At 60.1% G+C, this 21,097-nt stretch carries 16 protein-coding genes; 7 read left to right on the forward strand and 9 right to left on the reverse strand.

The window, feature by feature from the left end:
- Window positions 1-105: 105 nt before the first annotated feature.
- Window positions 106-1,227, forward strand: a complete 1,122-nt coding sequence (locus DBY73_RS20330) for a YbdK family carboxylate-amine ligase (RefSeq protein ID WP_112012989.1) — start codon at window positions 106-108, stop codon at window positions 1,225-1,227.
- On the opposite strand, the gene DBY73_RS20335 is transcribed toward DBY73_RS20330, so the two are convergent.
- The 3 genes from DBY73_RS20335 to DBY73_RS20345 all read right to left on the reverse strand — a co-directional run bounded on the left by DBY73_RS20335 (window position 1,178) and on the right by DBY73_RS20345 (window position 8,233).
- On the reverse strand, window positions 1,178-4,312 hold the full coding sequence (locus DBY73_RS20335) for an efflux RND transporter permease subunit (protein ID WP_112012991.1): 3,135 nt from the start codon (window positions 4,310-4,312) through the stop codon (window positions 1,178-1,180). The genes DBY73_RS20330 and DBY73_RS20335 overlap by 50 nt on opposite strands.
- Before the next feature lie 9 nt (window positions 4,313-4,321).
- Window positions 4,322-5,386, reverse strand: a complete 1,065-nt coding sequence (locus DBY73_RS20340) for an efflux RND transporter periplasmic adaptor subunit (RefSeq protein ID WP_112012993.1) — start codon at window positions 5,384-5,386, stop codon at window positions 4,322-4,324.
- Between the two features lie 138 nt (window positions 5,387-5,524).
- Window positions 5,525-8,233: a cation-transporting P-type ATPase gene (locus tag DBY73_RS20345; RefSeq protein ID WP_112012995.1), complete on the reverse strand. Its 2,709-nt coding sequence runs from the start codon at window positions 8,231-8,233 to the stop codon at window positions 5,525-5,527.
- Between the two features lie 488 nt (window positions 8,234-8,721).
- Between DBY73_RS20345 and DBY73_RS20350 the strand changes: the two genes are divergently transcribed.
- Window positions 8,722-8,970, forward strand: coding sequence for a DUF1158 domain-containing protein (locus tag DBY73_RS20350; RefSeq protein ID WP_112012997.1), 249 nt, complete (start codon window positions 8,722-8,724; stop codon window positions 8,968-8,970).
- Window positions 8,971-9,027: 57 nt separating this feature from the next.
- Here the strand turns inward: DBY73_RS20350 and DBY73_RS20355 are convergent, their stop codons facing one another.
- Both DBY73_RS20355 and DBY73_RS20360 read right to left on the reverse strand, forming a co-directional pair.
- Window positions 9,028-9,369 carry a RamA family antibiotic efflux transcriptional regulator gene (locus tag DBY73_RS20355; protein ID WP_112013025.1) on the reverse strand — a complete coding sequence of 114 codons (342 nt, stop codon included), beginning with the start codon at window positions 9,367-9,369 and terminating at the stop codon, window positions 9,028-9,030.
- A 29-nt stretch (window positions 9,370-9,398) separates the two neighbouring features.
- On the reverse strand, window positions 9,399-10,505 hold the full coding sequence (locus DBY73_RS20360) for an MBL fold metallo-hydrolase (RefSeq protein ID WP_112012999.1): 1,107 nt from the start codon (window positions 10,503-10,505) through the stop codon (window positions 9,399-9,401).
- Window positions 10,506-10,695: 190 nt separating this feature from the next.
- Here DBY73_RS20360 and DBY73_RS20365 point away from each other — a divergent pair, with 190 nt between their 5' ends.
- The 3 genes from DBY73_RS20365 (at window position 10,696) to nfsB (ending at window position 12,418) form a co-directional block, all read left to right on the forward strand.
- A complete protein-coding gene (locus DBY73_RS20365) occupies window positions 10,696-11,286 on the forward strand; it encodes a TetR/AcrR family transcriptional regulator (protein WP_112013001.1) in 591 nt (196 codons plus the stop codon).
- Entirely contained in the window at window positions 11,276-11,644 is a 369-nt protein-coding gene (locus DBY73_RS20370) for an MmcQ/YjbR family DNA-binding protein (protein ID WP_112013003.1), read from the forward strand. The genes DBY73_RS20365 and DBY73_RS20370 overlap by 11 nt, the downstream gene beginning before the upstream one ends.
- 120 nt (window positions 11,645-11,764) lie before the next feature.
- Window positions 11,765-12,418 (forward strand): oxygen-insensitive NAD(P)H nitroreductase, encoded by a 654-nt coding sequence (gene nfsB / locus DBY73_RS20375; RefSeq protein ID WP_112013005.1) that lies wholly within the window; start codon window positions 11,765-11,767, stop codon window positions 12,416-12,418.
- 27 nt (window positions 12,419-12,445) lie between these two features.
- Here the strand turns inward: nfsB and DBY73_RS20380 are convergent, their stop codons facing one another.
- Window positions 12,446-13,036, reverse strand: coding sequence for a hypothetical protein (locus DBY73_RS20380; protein WP_258458753.1), 591 nt, complete (start codon window positions 13,034-13,036; stop codon window positions 12,446-12,448).
- A 164-nt stretch (window positions 13,037-13,200) separates the two neighbouring features.
- A complete protein-coding gene (locus DBY73_RS20385) occupies window positions 13,201-14,070 on the reverse strand; it encodes a helix-turn-helix transcriptional regulator (protein WP_112013009.1) in 870 nt (289 codons plus the stop codon).
- Between the two features lie 107 nt (window positions 14,071-14,177).
- On the opposite strand from DBY73_RS20385, the gene DBY73_RS20390 reads away from it, so the two are divergent.
- The gene (locus DBY73_RS20390) at window positions 14,178-15,614 is read left to right on the forward strand and encodes an MFS transporter (RefSeq protein WP_112013011.1); all 1,437 of its coding nucleotides are present in this window, start codon (window positions 14,178-14,180) and stop codon (window positions 15,612-15,614) included.
- Window positions 15,615-15,680: 66 nt separating this feature from the next.
- Window positions 15,681-16,925: a mechanosensitive ion channel family protein gene (locus DBY73_RS20395; protein ID WP_112013013.1), complete on the forward strand. Its 1,245-nt coding sequence runs from the start codon at window positions 15,681-15,683 to the stop codon at window positions 16,923-16,925.
- Window positions 16,926-17,026: 101 nt separating this feature from the next.
- Here the strand turns inward: DBY73_RS20395 and pheP are convergent, their stop codons facing one another.
- Together pheP and DBY73_RS20405 are read right to left on the reverse strand one after the other, a co-directional pair.
- Window positions 17,027-18,415 (reverse strand): phenylalanine transporter, encoded by a 1,389-nt coding sequence (gene pheP, locus DBY73_RS20400; RefSeq protein WP_112013015.1) that lies wholly within the window; start codon window positions 18,413-18,415, stop codon window positions 17,027-17,029.
- A gap of 101 nt (window positions 18,416-18,516) precedes the next feature.
- Window positions 18,517-20,691 carry a TonB-dependent siderophore receptor gene (locus DBY73_RS20405; protein WP_258458754.1) on the reverse strand — a complete coding sequence of 725 codons (2,175 nt, stop codon included), beginning with the start codon at window positions 20,689-20,691 and terminating at the stop codon, window positions 18,517-18,519.
- Between the last annotated feature and the right edge of the window lie 406 nt (window positions 20,692-21,097).

Genomic DNA, 21,097 nt, shown 5'->3' on the forward strand with positions numbered 1-21,097 from the left:
CGCCTGCGGTTGCCCCTCCCCCTCTTCCCAAAACGGCGAGGGGATTGTTCCGAACAGAATGACCCGTTGTCTATACTCTCTCCATACCCGACAACGGAGCTCACCATGCCCTTACCCGACTTCCACGCTTCTGAACCCTTTACCCTGGGCATCGAACTTGAGCTTCAGGTGGTTAACCCGCCGGGCTATGACCTGAGCCAGGACTCCTCCGCCCTTATCGCCGCCGTAAAAGATGACATCAAAGGCGGTGAAGTCAAACACGACATCACCGAAAGCATGCTCGAGATTGCGACGGGCGTGTGCCAGAACATCGACCAGGCGGCAGCGCAGTTCTCGGTGATGCAGCAGAGCATCCTGCGCGCGGCGGCGGAACAGCATATCCAGATCTGCGGCGGCGGCACGCATCCGTTTCAGAAGTGGCAGCGGCAGGAGGTCTGCGACAACGAGCGCTATAACGTCACCCTTGAACGCTTTGGCTATCTGATTTTACAGGCCACGGTGTTCGGCCAGCACGTCCACGTCGGCTGCCGCACCGGGGATGACGCCATTTACCTCCTTCACGGCCTGTCGCGCTTCGTGCCGCACTTTATCGCGCTGGCGGCGGCGTCGCCGTATATGCAGGGCACCGACACGAAGTTCGCCTCGTCGCGGCTCAATATTTTCTCCGGCTTCCCGGACAACGGCCAGATGCCGTGGGTCAACAGCTGGCAGGAGTTTGAAGGGCTGTTCCGTCGGCTCAGCTCCACCAGCATGATCGACAGCATCAAAGATCTGCACTGGGATATTCGCCCCAGCCCGCACTTTGGCACCGTCGAGGTGCGGGTGATGGATACGCCGCTGACGCTCGGCCACGCCATTAATATCGCCGGGCTGATCCAGGCGACGTCCCACTGGCTGCTGACCGCGCGGCCCTATAAGCACCAGGAAAAAGATTTTCTGCTGTACCGCTTTAACCGCTTTCAGGCGTGTCGCTACGGGCTGGAGGGCATTCTGACGGACGTGCATACCGGGGAGCATAAAACCGTGGCGGAAGACTGCGCGTGGCTGCTGGAGCAGGTTGCGCCCTCGGCCGAAAAGCTCGGCGCGACGAGCGCGATACAGGAAATCGCCCTGCTGTTAAAACAGGGCAAGAGCGAGGCGCAGCGCATGCGGGACTTTATCGCCGACGGCGGCTCGCTTATTTCTCTGGTTCAGAAGCACTGCGAGCTGTGGGCGACGAGTCCGTAAGGCCGTGGACCCACTCGCGCAGGCGCTGAAACAGCACGAACAGCGCCGGGATAAACAGAATGCCAACCACGGTCGCCACCAGCATCCCGCTGAACACCGTGGTGCCGATGATGCGTCGGCTCTGGGCGCCCGCTCCGGTCGCCAGCATCATCGGCAGGACGCCGATAATAAACGACACGGCGGTCATCATGACCGCGCGGAAGCGGCGCGACGCCCCTTCCCGCGCCGCATCGACAATCGTCATCCCGTCCATACGCCGCGCGCGGGCGAACTCGACGATCAGGATCGCGTTCTTGGCGGCAAGGGCAATCAGTAGCACCAGGCCAATCTGCACGTACACGTCGTTGGCGTATCCGCCGATCCATAGCCACACCAGCGCCCCGCCGAGGGCGAACAGCACCGAGAGCATCACGCTCGCCGGGAGCGTCCAGCTCTCGTACTGCGCGACGAGGAACAGCCACGCCATCACTATCGCCGCCAGCATAATCCACAGGGCCTGATTGCCGGTCTGCTGCTCCTGATACGAGATGCCGCTCCAGGCGTAGTCGTACCCGGCAGGCAGGTTCTCTTCCAGAAGCTCGCCCATTGCCGCCATCGCAGCGCTGCTGCTCACCCCTGCCGCCGCCGAGCCGCTCACCGACACGGACGGGAACTGGTTGTACTGCTGCAGGAACGGCGCGCCGACGGTTGGCGTGATGGTGACGAGGTTGCTCAGGCGCACCCGCTCGCCGCCGCGGCTGCGCACGAACAGCTCGCTGATTTGCTCCGCGCGCTCGCGCCACTGCATCTCGTTTTGCATTACCACGTGGTAGACGCGGTTGTTGACGCTGAAATCCCCGGCGCGCGTGCCGCCGAAGGCAGTCTGCAGGCTGCTGAAGATGCGCGAGACGGGCACGTCAAGCCGGGCCGCGCGCTCGCGATCGACCGTCAGCGTCAGCTGCGGCACGCTGCTGCTCCAGGTGGTGAAGACGCGGCTCAGCTGCGGATGCTGGTTGGCTTTTGCCAGCACCTCGCGCGTGACGCGCTCCAGCTCCGCCGGGCTTTGCCCCGCCTGCGCCTGAATGCGCAGGTCGAAGCCGGAGGCGTTGCCCAGCCCCGGCAGCGTCGGCGGCGCGAAGGCCATAATCGTCGCTTCCGGCAGGGCCAGCAGCTGCCGCTGCAGCATGCCCATCACCTCATCCAGCGGCGGGCGCTCGCTCCAGTCCTTCAGCATGATGGAGATAAATCCGCCGTTTGAGGCGCTAGTGCCGTTGAGAATGTTAAATCCGGACACCTGAATCACGTCCTCCACCGCCGGATGACGGGCAATAAGCTGCCGCACGGTGGTCATTACCGCCTCGGTCCGCTCCAGCGACGCCGCTTCCGGCAGCTGTACGCTGGCAAAGAAGTAGCCCTGATCCTCCTGCGGCAGGAAGCCTTTCGGCATTGACGTCACGCTGAACGCCACCACGGCGGCCGCGCCCGTCGTTGCCAGCAGCGCCAGCCAGGGCCGATGGGTAAACACGCTCACGATGCGGGCATAGCCGCCGCGCGCGGCGTCCAGCCCCCGATTGAAGCCGCGGAAAATGGCCGCCGGACGCGCAGGACGCGGGCGCAGCAGCAGCGCGCACAGCGCGGGCGTGAGCGTCAGCGCGACCAGGCTTGAAAGCGTGACGGCGGTGGAGAGCGTCACCGCGAACTGGCGATACAGCTCGCCGACGATCCCCGGCAGCATCGCCACCGGCACAAATACCGCCAGCAGCACCAGCGTCGTGGCAATCACCGGCCCGGCAATCTGGCGGAGCGCCAGCGCGGTCGCCGCCGTGCGGCTCTGCCCTTCCGCCATCAGCGTTTCAACGCTCTCCACCACCACGATGGCGTCATCCACCACCATGGTGAGCGCCAGAATGATGGCGAACAGGCTCAGCGTGTTGGCGGAGTACCCGAGCGTATAGAGCATCGCAAAGGTGCCCACCAGCGACACCGGAATGGCGAGCGCGACGATAAGCGTGGCGCGCCAGCTTTGCAGGAACAGGGACACCACGACCACAACCGCCAGCAGGGTCAGCGCCAGCGAGACGCCAATCTCTTTGATGGTAGCGGCCACAAAGGCGGTGGTATCAAATTTGACCTCGTAGACCAGATCGTCCGGGAAGCGCGTCGAGAGGCGTTCCAGCTCGGCGCGCACCGCGTCGGCCACGCGCAGGGCGTTGGCGGACGGCGTGGGGTAGATGCCGAGGTAGGCGGAGTCGTGTCCGTTCAACTGCGCGCCTGAGCTGTAGCTGCGCGACCCCAGCTCGATGGTGGCGATGTCCTTCAGGCGCACCAGCTGGCCCATCTCGCCCGCGCGGATAATGATGTCGGCGAAGTCTTCCGCCTGGTTGAGGCGGCCGAGGCCGTTGATGGTCAGCGTCTGCTGCTGGCCGTTAAACACCGGCGGCGTGCCCACCTGCCCCGCCGCGCCCTGCACGTTCTGCTCGCGCAGCGCCTGGGCGACGTCGTCCGTGGTGACGTTGAGGGCGTTCATGCGCTCCGGGCGCAGCCAGATGCGCATGCTGTAGTCGCGCGCGCCGAACATCTGCACCTGCCCGACGCCCGGCAGGCGCGACAGCGCTTCGCGCACCTGGGTGCTGGCATAGTTGCTGACGAACAGCGGCGCGTGGGTGTTATTTGGTGAGTAAAGACTTACCCCCATCATCAGGTTGGTGGAGCGCTTGCGAACCTGCACGCCGTTTTGCTGCGCCTCGGCGGGAAGCTGCGCCACGGCCTGCGCCACGCGGTTTTGCACGTCGATGGCCGCCATGTCCGGGTCGGTGCCCGCCGCAAAGGTGATGTTAAGGCTATAGCTGCCCTCGTCCGAACTGGTGGATTCCATATAGAGCATGTGGTCCACGCCGTTCAGCTGGGTCTCCAGCGGCGTGGCGATAGCTTCGGCCACGTCGGCGGAGCTGGCGCCCGGCCATGACGCTGACACATTCACGACCGGCGGCGCAATCTGCGGATACTGCTCAACCGGAATAATCTTCAGCGCGAGGGCGCCCAGCAGGGTTATCACCAGCGCGATCACCATCGCAAAGCGCGGGCGTTTGATGAAAAACGTCAGCATGGTGGCTCCTTAATTCAGTATCTGGACGGCAGCGCCCGGCTGCACGCGCTGTGCGCCGTCAGTAATCGCTCGCTCACCGGGCTTGACGCCGGAGGCAATCTCAAACTGCTGGCCAATTTGCCCGGCAACGTTCAGCGGACGCATTTCTGCTTTTCCGTCGGCGCTGATGATCCAGGCAAAGAATCCTTCGCCGTTCTGCTGCACCGCCGCGGCGGGCAGGGTCAGCACCGGCTGCTCGCCCGCCGGACGCAGATAAACATTGACGTTGCCGCCGGGCAGAAGCTGATGGCGCGGGTTGGCGAACTCGGCGCGCAGCATCACGCTGGCGGTGCGCGGATCGATGCGGTTATCCACCGAGGTCAGTTCGCCGAGGACGCGCTGCCCGCTGCTGTCGATCAGCGCCTGCCAGGCTTTTTTCATCGCGCCGAGATCCGCATGCTGCCCGGCCTTGGCGGCAAACGCCCCCTCTTCCAGCGCAAAGGCGATGCGGATCGGGTCAAGCTGTACGACCTCCACCAGCACCCCGCTGGCGGGGTTAACCAGGCTGCCCGCGTGGAACCGGCTGTGCCCCACGCGACCGTCAATCGGGGAGGCGATGCGGGTGTAGGTCAGCGTCACAGCGCGGGCTTCAAGCCGCGCGTTGGCCTGCTCCAGCGCGGCGCTCGCCACGTCGCGCTGCATGCGGGCGTTGTCCACGTCGTGTCGGCTGATGGCGTTGCTGCTGCCCAGGCTTTCAAAGCGGGAAAGCTGCTGCTGCGCCTGGCGCAGCGTGGCCTCGGCGCTTTTTACTTCGGCCTGCGCCAGGCGCACGGCGGCGCGCGGCTCGGCATCGTCCAGCTCGAACAGCACGTCGCCTTTTTTCACGTACTGGCCGTCGCGAAAGTGGATTTTAGTGATGACGCCTTCCGCGCGCGCGCGCAGCTCAACGGTGTGAATGGCTTCAATGCGGCCGGGGATCTGGCGCTCGGCGGCGTGGGCGGTCTGCTCGACAACGGCGACGCGAACGGGAATGGCGGCGGCAAATGCGGGTTGCAGGGTGCTGGCGAGGAGCGCGAGCAGGAGCGGGAGTTTCATTCAGGAGTACCTCAGTATTTTCCCCTCACCCCGGCCCTCTCCCCAAAGGGGCGAGGGAGAAAACCGAGCCCAAGGGAGAGTACCGGACTGTCCCCTCTCCCCTATGGGGAGAGGGTTAGGGTGAGGGGTAAGGTTTTGTTATGCAGCCTTACGGAACCTGCGGGTCAGTCGCTTCTCGAGCTCGACGATGAAGAACATTGCGCCCGCAACGGCCAGCGTCACAAACCAGTAGCGCAGCGGCAGGGCTTCGGTGCCGAACAGCATCTGCATAAACGGCAGGTAGATAATCGCCGCCTGAAGCAGGAACAGCACGCCGGTGACCAGCCAAATCCCTTTGTTCGCCAGCAGGCCGCGGTTCAGCGAGAAACCTTCGGTGTTGCGGCAGTTAATCATGTACACCCACTGGGCGGTAACCAGCATCTGCAGCAGCACGGTGCGGATGAACTCCGCGCTGTGGCCGCGCGGGCCGAGCCAGGCTTCCAGCGCAAAGGCGGCGATGGCGATCAGGGTGCCGACGAAGGCCACGCGCCATACGGCGTAGGCGTCCATAACGTGCTGCCCGGTCTGGCGCGGCGGGCGAAGCATGATGTTGCGCTCGGCGGCTTCAAAGGCCAGGCCGAAGGAGAGCGTGGCGGAGGTCGCCATGTTCATCCACAGGATCAGCACCGGCGTTAGCGGAATGATGTTCCCCGCCAGCAGCGCAATCACGATCAGCAGGCCCTGCGCCAGGTTGGTTGGCATAATAAACAGGATGGTCTTCTTTAGGTTGTCGTAAACGCGACGCCCCTCCTTCACCGCGCTGGCGATGGTGGCGAAGTTGTCGTCCGTCAGGACCATATCTGCCGCCTCTTTGGTCACTTCCGTGCCCTTAATGCCCATCGCGATACCCACATCCGCCTGGCGCAGCGCCGGCGCATCGTTCACGCCGTCGCCGGTCATGCCGACAATCTCGCCTTTGTCCTGCAGCGCTTTCACCAGGCGCAGCTTATGTTCCGGGCTGGTGCGGGCAAAGATGTCATATTTCACCGCCGCGTCCGCCAGCTCGGCGTCGTCCATTTTCTCCAGCTGATAGCCGGTGACCGCCTGCTCGCTGTTGGCAATCCCCAGCATCTGGCCAATGCTCATCGCCGTCTGCGGGTGATCCCCGGTGATCATCTTCACGCGGATCCCCGCCTGCTGGCAGGCCGCAATGGCGTCAATCGCTTCCGGGCGCGGCGGATCCATCATCCCGGCGATGCCGAGGAAGATCAGGCCGTGGCTCAGGTCGTCGTGGGTCAGTTCCTGCTCGCCGTTCGCCGGCTTGAACGCCGCGGCGACCATGCGCAGCCCCTGACGCGCATAGCGCTCCATCTCGGCTTCCCAGTACGCGCGGTCAAAACTGGCCGTGCCGTTACGGGTCTGCTGCTGGGCGCAGAGGGCGAAAATCACGTCCGGCGCGCCGGTGACCAGGATCTGCTCCTCACCGCCAATCTGGTAGTGGGTGCTCATGTACTTGTACTGCGAGTCGAACGGGATCTTGCTGACCAGCGTGGTCATAACCGGGGCGAGGTTCGCTTTTGCCGCCAGCACCTTCAGCGCGCCCTCGGTCGGCCCGCCGGTGATGCCCCACAGGCCGCGCTCGTCCTGAACCAGCTGGCTGTCGTTGCACAGGTCGATGGTGCGAAGGTACTGCTCCAGCACGGTGCCCGGCTGGATCTGCACCGGCTCGTCGCTGCCTTCCAGATAAAGGCTGCCCACCGGCTCGTAGCTGTTGCCGTCCACGCGGTAGCAGGCGTCGGCGGTGATAATGGCCTTCACCGTCATTTCGTTCATGGTCAGGGTGCCGGTTTTATCCGAGCAGACCACCGTCATGGCCCCCAGCGTTTCAACCGTCGGCAGCTTGCGGATAATCGCACGCTTGCGCGCCATCGCCTGCACGCCCAGCGAGAGGATGATGGAGATAATCGCCGGCAAACCTTCCGGCACGGAGGCCACGGCCAGGCTAATAAGGGAAAGCAGCAGCTCGCCCATCGGGATCTCGCGGAACACCAGGCTGAAGAGGAACAGCGCCGCCATCATCGCCAGGATAATGACGAAAATCGCTTTGCCCAGCTTGTCCATCTGCACCAGCAGCGGGGTGCGGTGCTTCTCAATGCCCGCCATCATCTGGTTGATGTGCCCGAGCTCGGTCTCCTGACCGGTGGCAATCACAACGCCAACGCCGCCGCCCGCGCTTACGGTCGTGCCGGAGAACACCAGGTTGGTGCGATCGCCCAGCGGCAGCTCACCGCTAAGGGGATTAATATGTTTATCCACGACCGTGGATTCGCCGGTCAAAATCGCCTCTTCCACGCGTAAATTATGCGCCTCAATTAAACGCATATCCGCCGGAATACGATCCCCCGCGCGTAGCACAATAATATCGCCCGGGACGATTTCCGTGGTTGGGATCGTTTCATGGCCGCCGTTACGAATTACCCGCGCATCGCTGGAGAGCATATTGCGAATGCTTTGCAGGGATTTTTCCGCGTTGCTTTCCTGAATATGGCCAATCAAGGCATTGATTACCGCGACGCCCAGAATAACCAGCGTATCGACCCAGTGGCCCATTACTGCCGTTAATACGGCGGCAGCCAGCAGGACATAAATCAGCACGTCATTAAAGTGGGCAAGAAAACGCAGCCAGGCCGGTTTGCCTTTTTTCTCCGGGAGCGCATTAGGGCCGTGCTTTTGCAAACGCGCCTGCGCCTCTTTGCGATCCAGACCGTTAGCCTGGCTCTGCTTGTGAGCAAGCACTTGCTCTACGGTCTGCTGGTAAGGCAGCCCACCTGACGGTGGTCGATTCTGAGAAGGATTGTTTTTAGTCATCATATTGTTCCTTTAATTTCCGATGGGCGGAAGCCTGATTTCCTTTCGGGCTTAAATATATTCATCTTTAATACTTGCGACTAAAATTGATCTGCCGCAATATATTTAACGACGGGTTATTCAAAACTGGTTAACACTATTTCGATGAGCTGATTTTTACAAAATATTTCTAAACCAAGTCTAAACGAGGAGGATGCATGTTTGGGATTTATCGCGGGCGCCGCCTGGCGTTATACATCTTCGCTGCCATTGTTATTGCGACGTTAATTGGGTACAGCACCTATACCTTTGTAAAATTATTTTCCTGAGGACGACATTTATTTACACAACAAAATAATAATTTAATCGTCTCCGAGTCATTTTTATTTTTCTGTTTTTTCAACGCAGAATAAAGGCTTCATTTTTTCAAAAAAGCGCAGCCGGGTTTATATTGCTTTACGAATCAATATGCCCGACAATTACATTTTTAACTGACGATTAACATTAAGATGAAACACCCGTTAGAATCGCTGCTCACCGCAGGCGGCATTTTGCTGTTGGCCCTGCTCTCCTGCCTGCTGCTGCCCGCGCCGTCGCTGGGCCTGGTCCTGGCGCAGAAGCTGGTTGCGACCTTCCACATGGTCGATCTCAACCAGCTTTACACCATCCTGTTCTGCCTGTGGTTCCTGGCTCTGGGCGCCATCGAGTTTTTCATTTTACGCTTCGTCTGGCGCCGCTGGTTTTCACTGGCGTCTTAACAGCATAAAAAAAGCCGGGTGGCGTCTTCGCCTTACCCGGCCTGCGTTTTGTCAATGTCAGTGCGTCCGACCGTGGTTTTCCTTGCGGTACGCGCCCGGCGGCTGATGGAACGTGCGGGTGAAGATGCGAGTGAAGGTCTGCTGGGAATCAAACCCGTAGCGCAGGCAAATGTCATACACGCGCTCGTTCGATTCGCGCAGGTCGCGCGCCGCCAGCAGCAGCTTGCGCTCGCGAATGTAGCGCCCGAGGCTCTCCCCTTTGTACTGCATAAACAGCCGCTGCAGGTGCCACTTCGAGTAGCCGGCGTGGCGGGCTATCTCTTCAATGCGCAACGGCTGGTGTAAATTGTCGTCGATCCATTCGACGATGGTATCGATGACCTGAGCGGAAATGGTCATACTGCTCTCCCCTTCGGCTTCTCGGTTGATCATAATTCCCACCACTGATGAAATTCCTGCGCGCTATCGCCCACGCGGACCGGCTCGCCCAGCTCCGGCGTTAGCAGCCGATAGTTTTTGCCTTTGCTGGCGTTGGCCAGCTGGATCAGCGGATCGTTCCAGGTATGCTTCGCCAGCACGAACCGCCCGTTGTGGCCCGGCACCACCGCCCTGGCGTTAAGATCCACCGCGGCCTGCGCGGTTTCCTCCGGTAGCATGTGAATGTACTTCCAGTCCTGGTCATACTGGCCGTTCTCCATGATGGCCAAATCCACCGCGCCAAACTGCTCGCCGATGGCCTTAAAGTGCGGGCCGTAGCCGGAGTCTCCGCTGTAGTACACCTTCTGCTCCGGCGTGACGAACATGAAACTGCCCCACAGGGTTTGGTCGCGCTTGATGCCGCGCCCGGAGAAGTGGCGCGCGGGCAGGACGTGCACCGTTAGCGCGTCGCTGATGCGCACCTGCTGGTTCCAGTCACGCTCGTCGATAATCTCCGGTTTCATGCCCCAGTATCGCAGATGCGAGCCCACGCCGAGCGGCGTTACCGCGCGCTTCACCTTCGGCAGCAGCGCCCTGATGGTGGCGTAGTCCAGATGGTCGTAGTGATCGTGAGAGATAATCAGCAGGTCGATATCCGGCATGCTCTGCGCGCGCCACGGGTATTCCCCCTCGAACGCCTTGTTGAGGAACGAGAACGGCGCGGCATAGTTGCCGAGGACCGGATCGATGAGGATGCGTTTGCCCGCCAGCTGCATATACCAGGACGAGTGCCCCAGCCAGACCAGCGTGTCCTGCTCCCGCGGCAGGCTCGCGAGATCGGTTTTCACCAGCGGCAGCGGCCGCGCGGGGCGCGCGTTTTCGGTTTTGCGGGTCAGAAACTGCCACCACGCCACCAGCATATTTTGCTCTCCGGTAAAGCCCGGCGTCGGCAGCGCGTTATGGAACTTCCCGTCGCGATAGTGTGGCGAGGCCTCTACTTCCGTCAGCTGCGCCCCCCGCGGGGGCTGGCCAAATCCGGCATTCAGAACAAACGGCAGGCTCGCCGCAGACGCAATAATCATGACAAACACCACGCAGATGAAGAGAGGCTTTTTCATTTCCTGGCCCGTTAACGCGCCCCTTCCGATGGTTTGCGCGGGGTAAACTTGATTATGAGTGAGTAAGCACTCATTATAGATGGGACGAGAAAGCCGTCAAGACGTTTTCGATCTTTGACATTCCGCGTTGCAGGGCGATGCCCCGCATGCTTCAATACGTTTTTTTACATTTGACAAAGAGGAGTTTTTAGTGGCACGTCCGAAGAGTGAAGATAAAAAACAGGCGTTACTGGAGGCAGCAACCGCTGCGTTTGCGCAGTCGGGGATTGCCGCATCAACGGCGACCATCGCCCGGCGTGCGGGTGTCGCCGAAGGCACGCTGTTTCGCTACTTTGCTACCAAAGACGATCTGCTCAACGCCCTCTACGTGCACCTGAAGCAGGATCTTTGCCAGACCATGCTGGCAAACCTGGACCGCGCCATTACGCTTCCCAAGGAACATACCCGCAATATCTGGAACAGCTACGTCGACTGGGGCATTCGCAACCCGGTTGCCCACGCCGCCATTCGCCAGATTGGCGTCAGCGAAAAGCTCAGCGCCGAGACCGAACAAGAGGTGAAAGATATGTTCCCGGAACTGCACGAGCTGTGCCGCCGGTCGGTGCGCCCGGTGTTTATGTCTGACGAATTTAAAACCTTCGGCGATGCGATGTTCCTGTCGCTGGCCGAAACCACGATGGAATTTGCCACCCGCGACCCGTCTCGCGCGGTCGATTTTAAGGCGCTGGGCTTTGAAGTGATGTGGCGCGGCCTTGCCGTTGAGAACGCCGATGGACAGTAAATCACTGCAGGAACACGCCATGCGCGTGGCGCTAGAACTCCCCTTCACGGAGCACTGCTGGCCGTTTGGCCCGGAGTTTGACGTGTTTAAGGTGGGTGGAAAGATTTTTATGCTCGCCGCCGTGGCTCACGGAAGGCCGCACGTTAGCCTCAAATCCGATCCGGAAAAGTCGTTGCTTAATCAGCAGATTTATCGCGGCATTGAGCCGGGCTATCATCTGAACAAAAAGCACTGGATTTCACTTTACGGCACTGACGATATCACGCCTGAGCTGGTGGCCGATCTGGTCAATGACTCATGGAATCTGGTGGTAGATAAGCTGCCTAAAAAAGACCAGAAGCGGATACGCCCGGCGTGATTGTTCGCCTCAGACGAACAGTTTAAGCGCTCGAAATGCACTTATCTTTTGTCATTTTCCCTTGTACTCTGCTTTCCTTTCGCGCCCGCAAGCGGGCGAATTTACTGACCAGGAGCTGTTATGGATATCATTTCTGTCGCGCTGAAACGCCACTCTGCCAAAGCGTTCGACGCAAGCAAAAAACTGACCGCGGAAGAAGCGGAAAAAATCAAAACGCTGCTGCAGTACAGCCCGTCCAGCACCAACTCCCAGCCGTGGCACTTCATCGTTGCCAGCACGGACGAAGGTAAAGCGCGCGTGGCGAAATCCGCGGCGGGCACCTACGTGTTCAACGAGCGCAAAATGCTGGATGCGTCTCACGTTGTGGTGTTCTGCGCGAAGACCGCAATGGACGACGCGTGGCTGGACCTCGTGGTGGATCAGGAAGAGGCCGATGGCCGCTTCAACACGCCGGAAGCCAAAGCCGCGAACAACAAGGGCCGCCGCTACTTTGCCGATATGCACCGCGTGGATCTGAAGGATGACGACCAGTGGATGGCAAAACAGGTGTACCTGAACGTGGGTAACTTCCTGCTGGGCGTAGGCGCGATGGGCCTGGATGCGGTACCGATTGAAGGCTTTGACGCCGCGATCCTCGACGAGGAGTTTGGCCTGAAAGAGAAAGGCTTTACCAGCCTGGTGGTGGTGCCGGTTGGCCACCACAGCGTGGAAGATTTCAACGCCACGCTGCCGAAGTCTCGCCTGCCGCTGAGCACCATTGTGACCGAGTGCTAAGACTGATGGGCCGCGGACAGCGGCCCGTTACGTTCTGCTGATAACCAGCCTGCGGTGCGGATGCACATCGCGATCGTGTCCCCAGGCAAAGGCAATCCAGCGTTCTTCCAGCTCGGCGTAAGTATTCACGGGCGTCAGGGCCCACTCTTCACCAACCGTACCATCCGCTACGCTTATCCGATAATCCATCGTAAACGCCCAGTCGATCATTCTCAGCCAAAACCGCTGCCCGTCTCCTGTTTGCTCGCTGTCAGAAACGACAATGTCGTACTCGTTTAGCACCCATTGAAAAAACAGCTGGGGGAAACCGCTAATCACGCGTTGATGCACGACGCGCGGCGTGCGCCAGACCATGACCTGCGTCGCCGCGCCGTGAGGAAATGTGATCTCTCTATGAAACGCCAGCTTCACGGCGTACGCCGTGTAGGGTTTGCCGTCATCGGTGGTGACCAGCCTGTATTCATTACTATAGAGAGATTTTAACAGTCGATAGCCTACCGGCAGCACAAAGCCGGGCAGATGAAAATCTGCCGTTCCGCGCGCAAGAAAAGCGTCGGTATGCTCGACGTTACGGGAGATAAGCCCCAGTTTTTGGCTGAAATCTGCGGAATCAATCATTAGCGGCGGCACGGTGGTTTCTCATCACGCAAGTATAGACGACTTAGCAACCCACTGAAATGACGTAAATTCAGCGGGTTGTTTTCATTAAGGCGTCAACCTACACGCTTTGACGTGCTCGAACCGAAACCGTGATGATTCCCTGAAAGCCCCTCGCAAAAAAATTATTTCCCCTGCTCCGCCAGCCAGTCCATTGCCCTTTCCCCCGCCTCGTCCACCGGCAGATAAACCAGCAGCCGCGAGCCGTTGCGGGGCGCGGAGTACCAGTACATCTGCTGCAGATGAAAATCCCCCAGCTCGGGGTGGGTAAACAGCTTGAGCTGATTTTCCACGCCGCGCACGTCGTTGCGCTGGTGCCACAGGGTTTTAAACTCTTCGGACACAGCAAAGAAGCGCGCCAGCTTCGCTTCCCACAGCGGATCGCCCCGGTGTTCGGCCATCGCCGCGCGGAAGTAGGAGACAAAAACGGGCAGCACGTCGTCGCGCTTGCCGAGCCGCGCGCGCCACGCCGGATGGGTGAGGAACAGGTAGATACAGTTGCGATCCTCCGGCGGGATCGCGTTAAAGTCGACGCCCATCAGATGGCCGAAGCTGTCGTTCCACGCCACGATGTCGAAGTTCGGTTTTTGTATGCTGGCGGGCTTCGGCATCAGCGTATCCAGCAGGCGACGCGTGCCTTCGCTGATACCTTCACAGCAGGCCGCCTGCGGCGCTTCGCCCGGCGGCAGCCCGGCCAGCACGAAGAGGTGCCTTGCCTCCGTTGGCGTGCACTGAAGCGCTTTCGCCACCGCCGCCATAACCGCACTTGACGGATTGACGTCCCTGCCCTGCTCCAGCCAGGTGTACCAGGTCACGCCCACGTCGGCGAGCATCGCCACCTCTTCGCGGCGCAGCCCCGGCGTGCGGCGACGGCCGCTGCGCGGCAGGCCGAGGCGCTGCGGATCGAGGCTTTCACGGCGCGCGCGTAAAAACGCGCCGAGCTGCTTGCGGGTGTCATCCTGAAGCGAGGTGACGGGTTCAGACATCAGCGCCATAAATCCTCCTGCGTGGTAGTGCCAGTACCAGTATAGGCAAGAACTGGTACCCGTTTATCAGATAGACGATGCTACGTTCCTCAGCCGTTTGACGCAATGGAGTTACCATGAATACGTCAGCTATTTCACCGGGTCGCGCAGGCCTGGTATTGCTCTTGACCGGCCAGATGCTGCCGCTGATCGATACGTCTATCACCAACGTGGCGCTGGATTCCATTACCCACTCCCTGCACGCCACGGCCACCGAGCTTGAGCTGATCGTGGCGCTTTACGGCGTGGCCTTTGCCGTCTGCCTGGCGCTCGGCAGCAAGCTCGGGGATAACCATGGCCGCCGCCGTCTGTTTATGTGGGGCGTGGCGAGCTTCGGCCTGGCCTCGCTGCTGTGCGGCATGGCGGGGAACATCGAACAGCTGCTTGCCGCGCGCATCGTTCAGGGCGCGGGCGCGGCGCTCATCATGCCGCAAATCCTCGCCACGCTGCACGTCACGCTAAAGGGCACCGCCCACGCGAAGGCAATCAGCCTGTTTGGCGGCATCGGCGGGATTGCGTTTATCGTCGGGCAGATGGGCGGCGGCTGGCTGGTGTCGGCGGACGTCGCCGGGCTTGGCTGGCGCAACGCGTTCTTTATCAACGTGCCGATTTGCCTTGTCGTGCTGGCATTGAGCCGCCGCTACGTGCCGGAAACGCGCCGGGAAACGCCGTCGCGCATTGACTGGCAGGGCACCGCGCTGCTGGCGATAATCCTCTGCTGCCTGCTGTTCCCGATGGCGCTCGGCCCTCAGTGGCACTGGGCCTGGCCGCTGAAGGCGGCGCTGGCGGCTATTCTTCCGCTGGCCTGGCTGATGGCGCTCAGCGCGCGTAAAAAAGAGCGCGAGGGCGCGCACCCGCTAATCCCGCCGCGCCTGCTCCAGCTTCGCAGCATCCGCTTCGGCGTGCTGATCGCGATGCTTTTCTTTAGCGCCTGGTCCGGGTTTATGTTCTGCATGGCGCTCACGATGCAAACCGGTCTTGGGATGGCGCCGTGGCAGTCCGGGAACAGCTTTATCGCGCTCGGGGTGACCTACTTCGTCTCCGCATGGTTCGCCCCGCGCCTGATCGCGCGCTACCGCACCAGCACGATCCTGCTGACCGGCCTTGCGATCCAGATTGTCGGCCTGCTGGCGCTGGTGGCCACCTTCTGCACGTGGGGGATGAACAATACCGCGCTGACGCTGGCCCCGGCCACCGGGCTGGTCGGCTACGGACAGGCGCTGATCGTCAACAGCTTCTATCGCATCGGCATGCGCGATATCCAGCCCGATGACGCAGGTGCCGCCAGCGCAATTTTAAGCACTCTCCAGCAGGCCGCGTTAGGGCTTGGCCCGGCGATCTTCGGGGCGATTTTGCTGCACGCGCTGCACAACCATCGCGGCGATTACGCCCAGGCGATTAACGTCTTCCTGTGCGTCGAAACGGGCATGATGCTCGTGCTGGCAATGGTGACGCTGCGCATGCGCCACCATCTCTGCCTGCCGGTTGCCAGGTCCTGCTCAGCGGCGAAATAGCCCCAATGAATTTGCATAATAGATCCGCAGCCGCCATTATGGGGCTGCATCATTAAAGGAGACGTTATGCAGGAATTAATTGCTCAGGTTGAAGAGTTAGGCATTGAAATTAATCACACCACTTCATTAGTGATTATCTTTGGCATTATTTTTCTTACCGCCATTATTATTCATTTTGTACTGCACAAGCTGGTTCTTCGGGCGTTTGAAAAACGCGCCCAGGCCAGCAGCCATTTATGGCTGCAAATCATTACCCAGAACAAATTATTTCACCGCCTGGCGTTTACCTTACAAGGGATAATCGTCAACGTTCAGGCCGTGCTGTGGCTGCAAAAGGGGAGCGAAGCGGCGGAAATAGTCACCACCTGCGCCAAGCTGTGGGTCATGGTGTACGCCCTGCTCTCCTTCTTCTCGCTGCTGGACGTCATTTTCAATCTCTCGCAGAAAATGGCGACCGCCTCACAGCTGCCGCTGAAGGGCATATTCCAGGGCATTAAGCTCGTCAGCGCCATTCTGGTCGGGATCTTGATAATCTCCCTGCTGATAGGCCAATCCCCCGCTATCCTGATTAGCGGCCTGGGCGCCATGGCGGCGGTCTTAATGCTGGTGTTTAAAGACCCGATACTGGGGCTTGTGGCGGGGATCCAGCTCTCCGCCAACGACATGCTCAAGCTTGGGGACTGGCTGGAAATGCCAAAATACGGCGCTAACGGCACGGTGACGGACATCGGCCTGACCACCGTCAAAGTGCGCAACTTCGACAACACCATCACCACCATCCCGACGTGGGCGCTGGTCTCAGACGCGTTTATTAACTGGAGCGGAATGTCCGCGTCCGGCGGGCGCCGCATTAAGCGCAGCCTGAATATTGATACCACCAGCATTCATTTTCTCGACGAGCAGGAACAGCATAAGCTGATAAAGGCGAAGCTGCTGAAACCTTATCTGGCCGCGCGCCATGAGGAAATTAGCCTGTGGAATGAGAAAAATGGCGAAGGGGAATCGGTATTAAACCTGCGCAAGATGACCAATATTGGCACCTTCCGCGCGTACCTGAATGAATATTTGCGCAACCACCCGCGCATTCGTAAAGATATGACGCTGATGGTGCGTCAGCTTGCGCCGGACGCTAACGGCCTGCCGATTGAAATATACGCTTTTACCAACACGGTTGTCTGGGCGGAATATGAAGAGATTCAGGCTGATATCTTCGACCATATATTTGCCGTAGTGGACGAATTCGGCCTGCGCATTCACCAGTCGCCGACCGGGAACGATATTCGCTCGCTGTCGGGTGTCATCGCCAGATAATCTATTGTAGGCCGAATAAGCGAAGCGCCACCGGGCGTGAAGGCAAGTGCGGCTGTGCCCTCACCCCGGCCCTCTCCCACTGGGAGAGGGCGAAAACCGTGCTACTTTTTACGCGACAGTTTAAACGCCACAAACAGGAAGATCACCCACACCGGCAGCAGCATTGCGGAAAGGCGCATGTCGTCGATGGTGCACATCAGCACGAGGATCATGGCCAGGAAGGCGATGCAGATATAGTTCCCCGCCGGGTAAAGCAGCGCCTTGAACTGGGTGTCGCGCCCCTTGCGGCGCATCGCCGAGCGAAAGCGCAGGTGCGCCAGGCAGATCATGATCCAGTTGAGCAGCAGCGTGGCGACAACCAGCGCCATCAGCAGGCCAAAGGCCTCTTTCGGCAGCAGGTAGTTGATCAGCACCACCAGCGAGGTGATCGCGCCGGAGAGGATCAGCGAGTTCACCGGCACGCCGCGACGACTGACGCGGGTCAGGAACTTCGGCGCGTTGCCCTGTACGGAGAGGCCAAACAGCATGCGGCTGTTGGAGTATACGCCGCTGTTATACACCGACAGCGACGCCACCAGAATGACAAAGTTCAGCGCCGAAGCGACTATGTTGCTGTTCAGATCGTGGAAAATCATCACGAACGGGCTGCTGTCGGATTTCACTTCCACCCACGGGTAAAGCGCCAGCAGAACCACCAGCGAACCGATGTAGAAAAGCAGGATTCGGTACACCACCTGGTTAACCGCTTTCGGAATGCTTTTATGCGGATCGCGCGCTTCAGCGGCGGTAATCCCAATCAGCTCCAGCCCGCCGAAGGAGAACATAATCACCGCCAGAGAGAGGATCAGCCCTTTCCAGCCGGTTGCCAGGAAGCCGCCGTGCTGCCACAGATTATCGAGAGTCGCCCGCTCGCCCCCGTGGCCGGAGAACAGCAGCCACAGGCCGAAGCCAATCATGCCGATAATCGCCAGCACCTTGATCAGCGCAAACCAGAACTCCGTTTCACCGTAAAGGCGCACGTTCACGAGGTTAATGGCGTTGATAATAATGAAGAAGCCTGCTGCCCAGACCCACGTCGGGACGTCCGGCAGCCAGTACTGCATATAGATGCCCGCGGCGGTCAGCTCGGCCATGCCCACGAGGACGAACATTACCCAGTAGTTCCAGCCGGAAAGGAAGCCGGCAAACGGGCCCCAATATTTGTAGGCGAAGTGGGCAAACGAGCCGGACACCGGCTCTTCTACTACCATTTCGCCGAGCTGGCGCATGATCAGGAAGGCGATGATGCCGGCGATGCCGTAGCCCAGAATAACCGCCGGACCGGCCATTTGAATGGCAGGTCCAATGCCGAGGAACAGCCCGGTACCAATTGCGCCGCCAAGGGCGATTAACTGAATATGTCGATTTTGCAAACCACGTTGCAGCGTCGGATTAGTTTCCGACGTGGCTTCAGCGCTGCCGTTGCCTGAAGCGGATGACGCGTCTTTCACGTCCTACCCCTGTCTCTTTTTTAGAAGGGGCACGTTTTAACACTTCATGCTGGAGGTAGCAAGGGATTGGGGCATCCCTGCCCCGGATGACGAGGTGGAACTCAGAACTCGTAGCCGACCGAGACCTTAAAGGTACGCGGCTCACCCTGGGTGATGTAGGTACCGGAGTCGTCGACGGCGGCCCAGTAGTTTTTATCGGTCACGTTGTCGATGCCCGCCCGAACGGTCATCTGATTTTCGCTGTGGTTAACCGCGAAGCGATAGCGCACGCCCAGATCCAGCGTGGTGTAGCTATCCAGCTTTTTGGTGTTCGCCAGGTTCGCATACTGAGAGCCAGAGTGGTTAACGCGCGCGGTGGCGGTCAGGCCGTCAATCGGCTTGATGTCATACTCCGCGCCCAGCACGGCGTAGAAGTTCGGAATGCCGATGGCATCGTTGCCCTGGTTCACGCCGTTTTTGGTTTTGGTCAGCTCGGCCTGCAGCCAGGTGGCGCTGGCGTTCAGGCGCATGCCCAGCATCGGCTCGCCAAATACGTTCAGCTCCACGCCGCGGTTGCGCTGCTCGGCGTCCAGCCCGTAGTGGTTATTGCCGTCGAGGATCGCCGACGGCATTTTGATCTCAAACAGCGCCAGCGAGCCGCCCAGGCGGCCAAGGTCCGCCTTCACGCCCACTTCGTTTTGCTTAGAGTGAACGATACCGGTGCTCTGGCCGTAGTTGGTGGCGGTGTTGGGCGCGGTTTTCCCCGGCTGCAGCGCTTCTGTATGGTTGGCGTAAAGCGAGATTGTGCTCCACGGCTTGTAGACGACGCCGTAGGTTGGCATCCAGCGGCTGCCGTCGAAGCCGTCCGCCTCGTTCTCCGCGCCGGTCACTTTGTTATAGCCGAGGATAACCACCTTCTGATGACGCGCGCCGACGGTGAACAGCAGGGTATCGTCCAGCACGCCAAGCGTATCGCTTAGCAGCCAGCCCTGCGTGCGGGTGCGGCCGCTGGTCAACGGGTCGCTGTAGTTGCCGCCCGAGCCGTTTAGGTTGGTGCTGTCCGGTGGATTAACGCCGGTATTGTGATAGATGTTGGTATACGGGTTATCCGCCGCCGCCGACATCTTCCAGGCGATTTTTTCATTTTTGGTCATCGCCGAGTAGCCCACGTTGACCTTATGCGAGACGAAGCCGGTATCGAAGTTTCCGCGAATACCCGCCATGCCGCTGACGGAGTCGCTGATGCGGTTGGTGTCCAGACGGCTGGCCTGGGCCGTGCCGTCCTCACTGAGCAGCTTCGGCGCGCTGTAAAGCCCCTCTTCGTGCGCGTGCTGCGCGCCAAGGCCCGCGTAGGCGGTCCAGCGGTCGGTGATATCGTATTCGCTGCGCCACATGCCAAACTCGTTTTCAATGTCGCTATAGGCCCACTTTTGCGAGAAGTTGCGGTCGTTTTTCGGCGGCGTCGGAATGAAATCCACGGCCGAAACGTTGACGCTGGTCGGGCTGCCGTGAAAGGTTTTCTTTTGATAGCCCACGTCCAGCGAGGTGCGGAAGCTGTCGCCCCTGTAGTCCAGCCCTGTCGAGAGCAGCGTGGTGCGGCGGCGATCGTTGGCGATTGGCGTCTCCCCTTCGCGGTGGACCAGGTTAACGCGCGCGCCGAACTGGTCGCTGTCGCCGAAGCGGCGGCCCGCGTCGAGCGTGGTGCCAAACTGTGAATCAGAGGTGTAATCCACGCCGACTTTGGCCTGCGGCGTTTCGCCCGCGTGTTTTGGCTCAAGGTTTATCATGCCGCCTACGCCTGAGCTTGCCGCGCCGTTCATCAGCGAGTTCGCGCCTTTGAAGATCTCAATGCGGTCCACCATCTGCGCATCCACCACCTGGCGCGGCAGCACGCCGGAGAGGCCGCCGAAGGTCATGTCATCGCCGTCGAACTTCAGGCCGCGAATGCGGAAGCTTTCCGCGCTGTTGCCATAGCCCTGCACGTACTGCACGCCCGCGTCGTTTGCGACAACGTCAGCAATCGTTTTAGCCTGCTGGTCTTCTACCAGCTTCGAGGTATAGCTGATGACGTTGAACGGCACGTCCATGGCGTTCTGCTGGCCAAGCATACCCATGCGACCACCGTTGGCGACCTGTCCGTCAAGGAAGGCCGGAACAAGCTGGTCACCGCCGGGCCTGAAATCTTGAGCCGGAGCGGGCTGGACAACAAGGGTGTCCTCGTTTGGGGCGTCTGCCGCGGAGGCGGAGTGCGTAGCCGCGCCGATCGCAAGCGCGAGCACGGACAGTGTTTTGGCCATCAGGAACATCCTTTACCATTCAAAGAAAATCAAAGGGGAGGATCGGGCTGCTGTTTGAGTTGTGTTGGCAGGCCGCAGGGCCCGAGCAGGATCCACCGTATACTCAGTGTCCGTGTGAGATCTGCTCACTGAAAAGGCGGGAAATGTCCGTCAAAGCCCGCAATCACTAAAGAGAATGAGAACTATACTCATTATCTTTCTATGATCAAGCATAAATACTCTCGCGTTTCTCTTCGATGCAGCGCACTACATGCGCATTCCTCCGGCGGGTGAATAAGAAACCGGCGCATCCGGCAAACGCGCAAAAAGAAAACAGCATTGCTGCCAATTCTCGCGTTCAATTTAAAAAGCCATTTGGATATTAAAATATATTTTAGTAATTACAGGCAATAAGCTTTTTCGGTAG

The organism is Enterobacter sp. RIT418 (assembly GCF_003057745.1).
In the GTDB taxonomy this organism is placed as follows: domain Bacteria; phylum Pseudomonadota; class Gammaproteobacteria; order Enterobacterales; family Enterobacteriaceae; genus Enterobacter.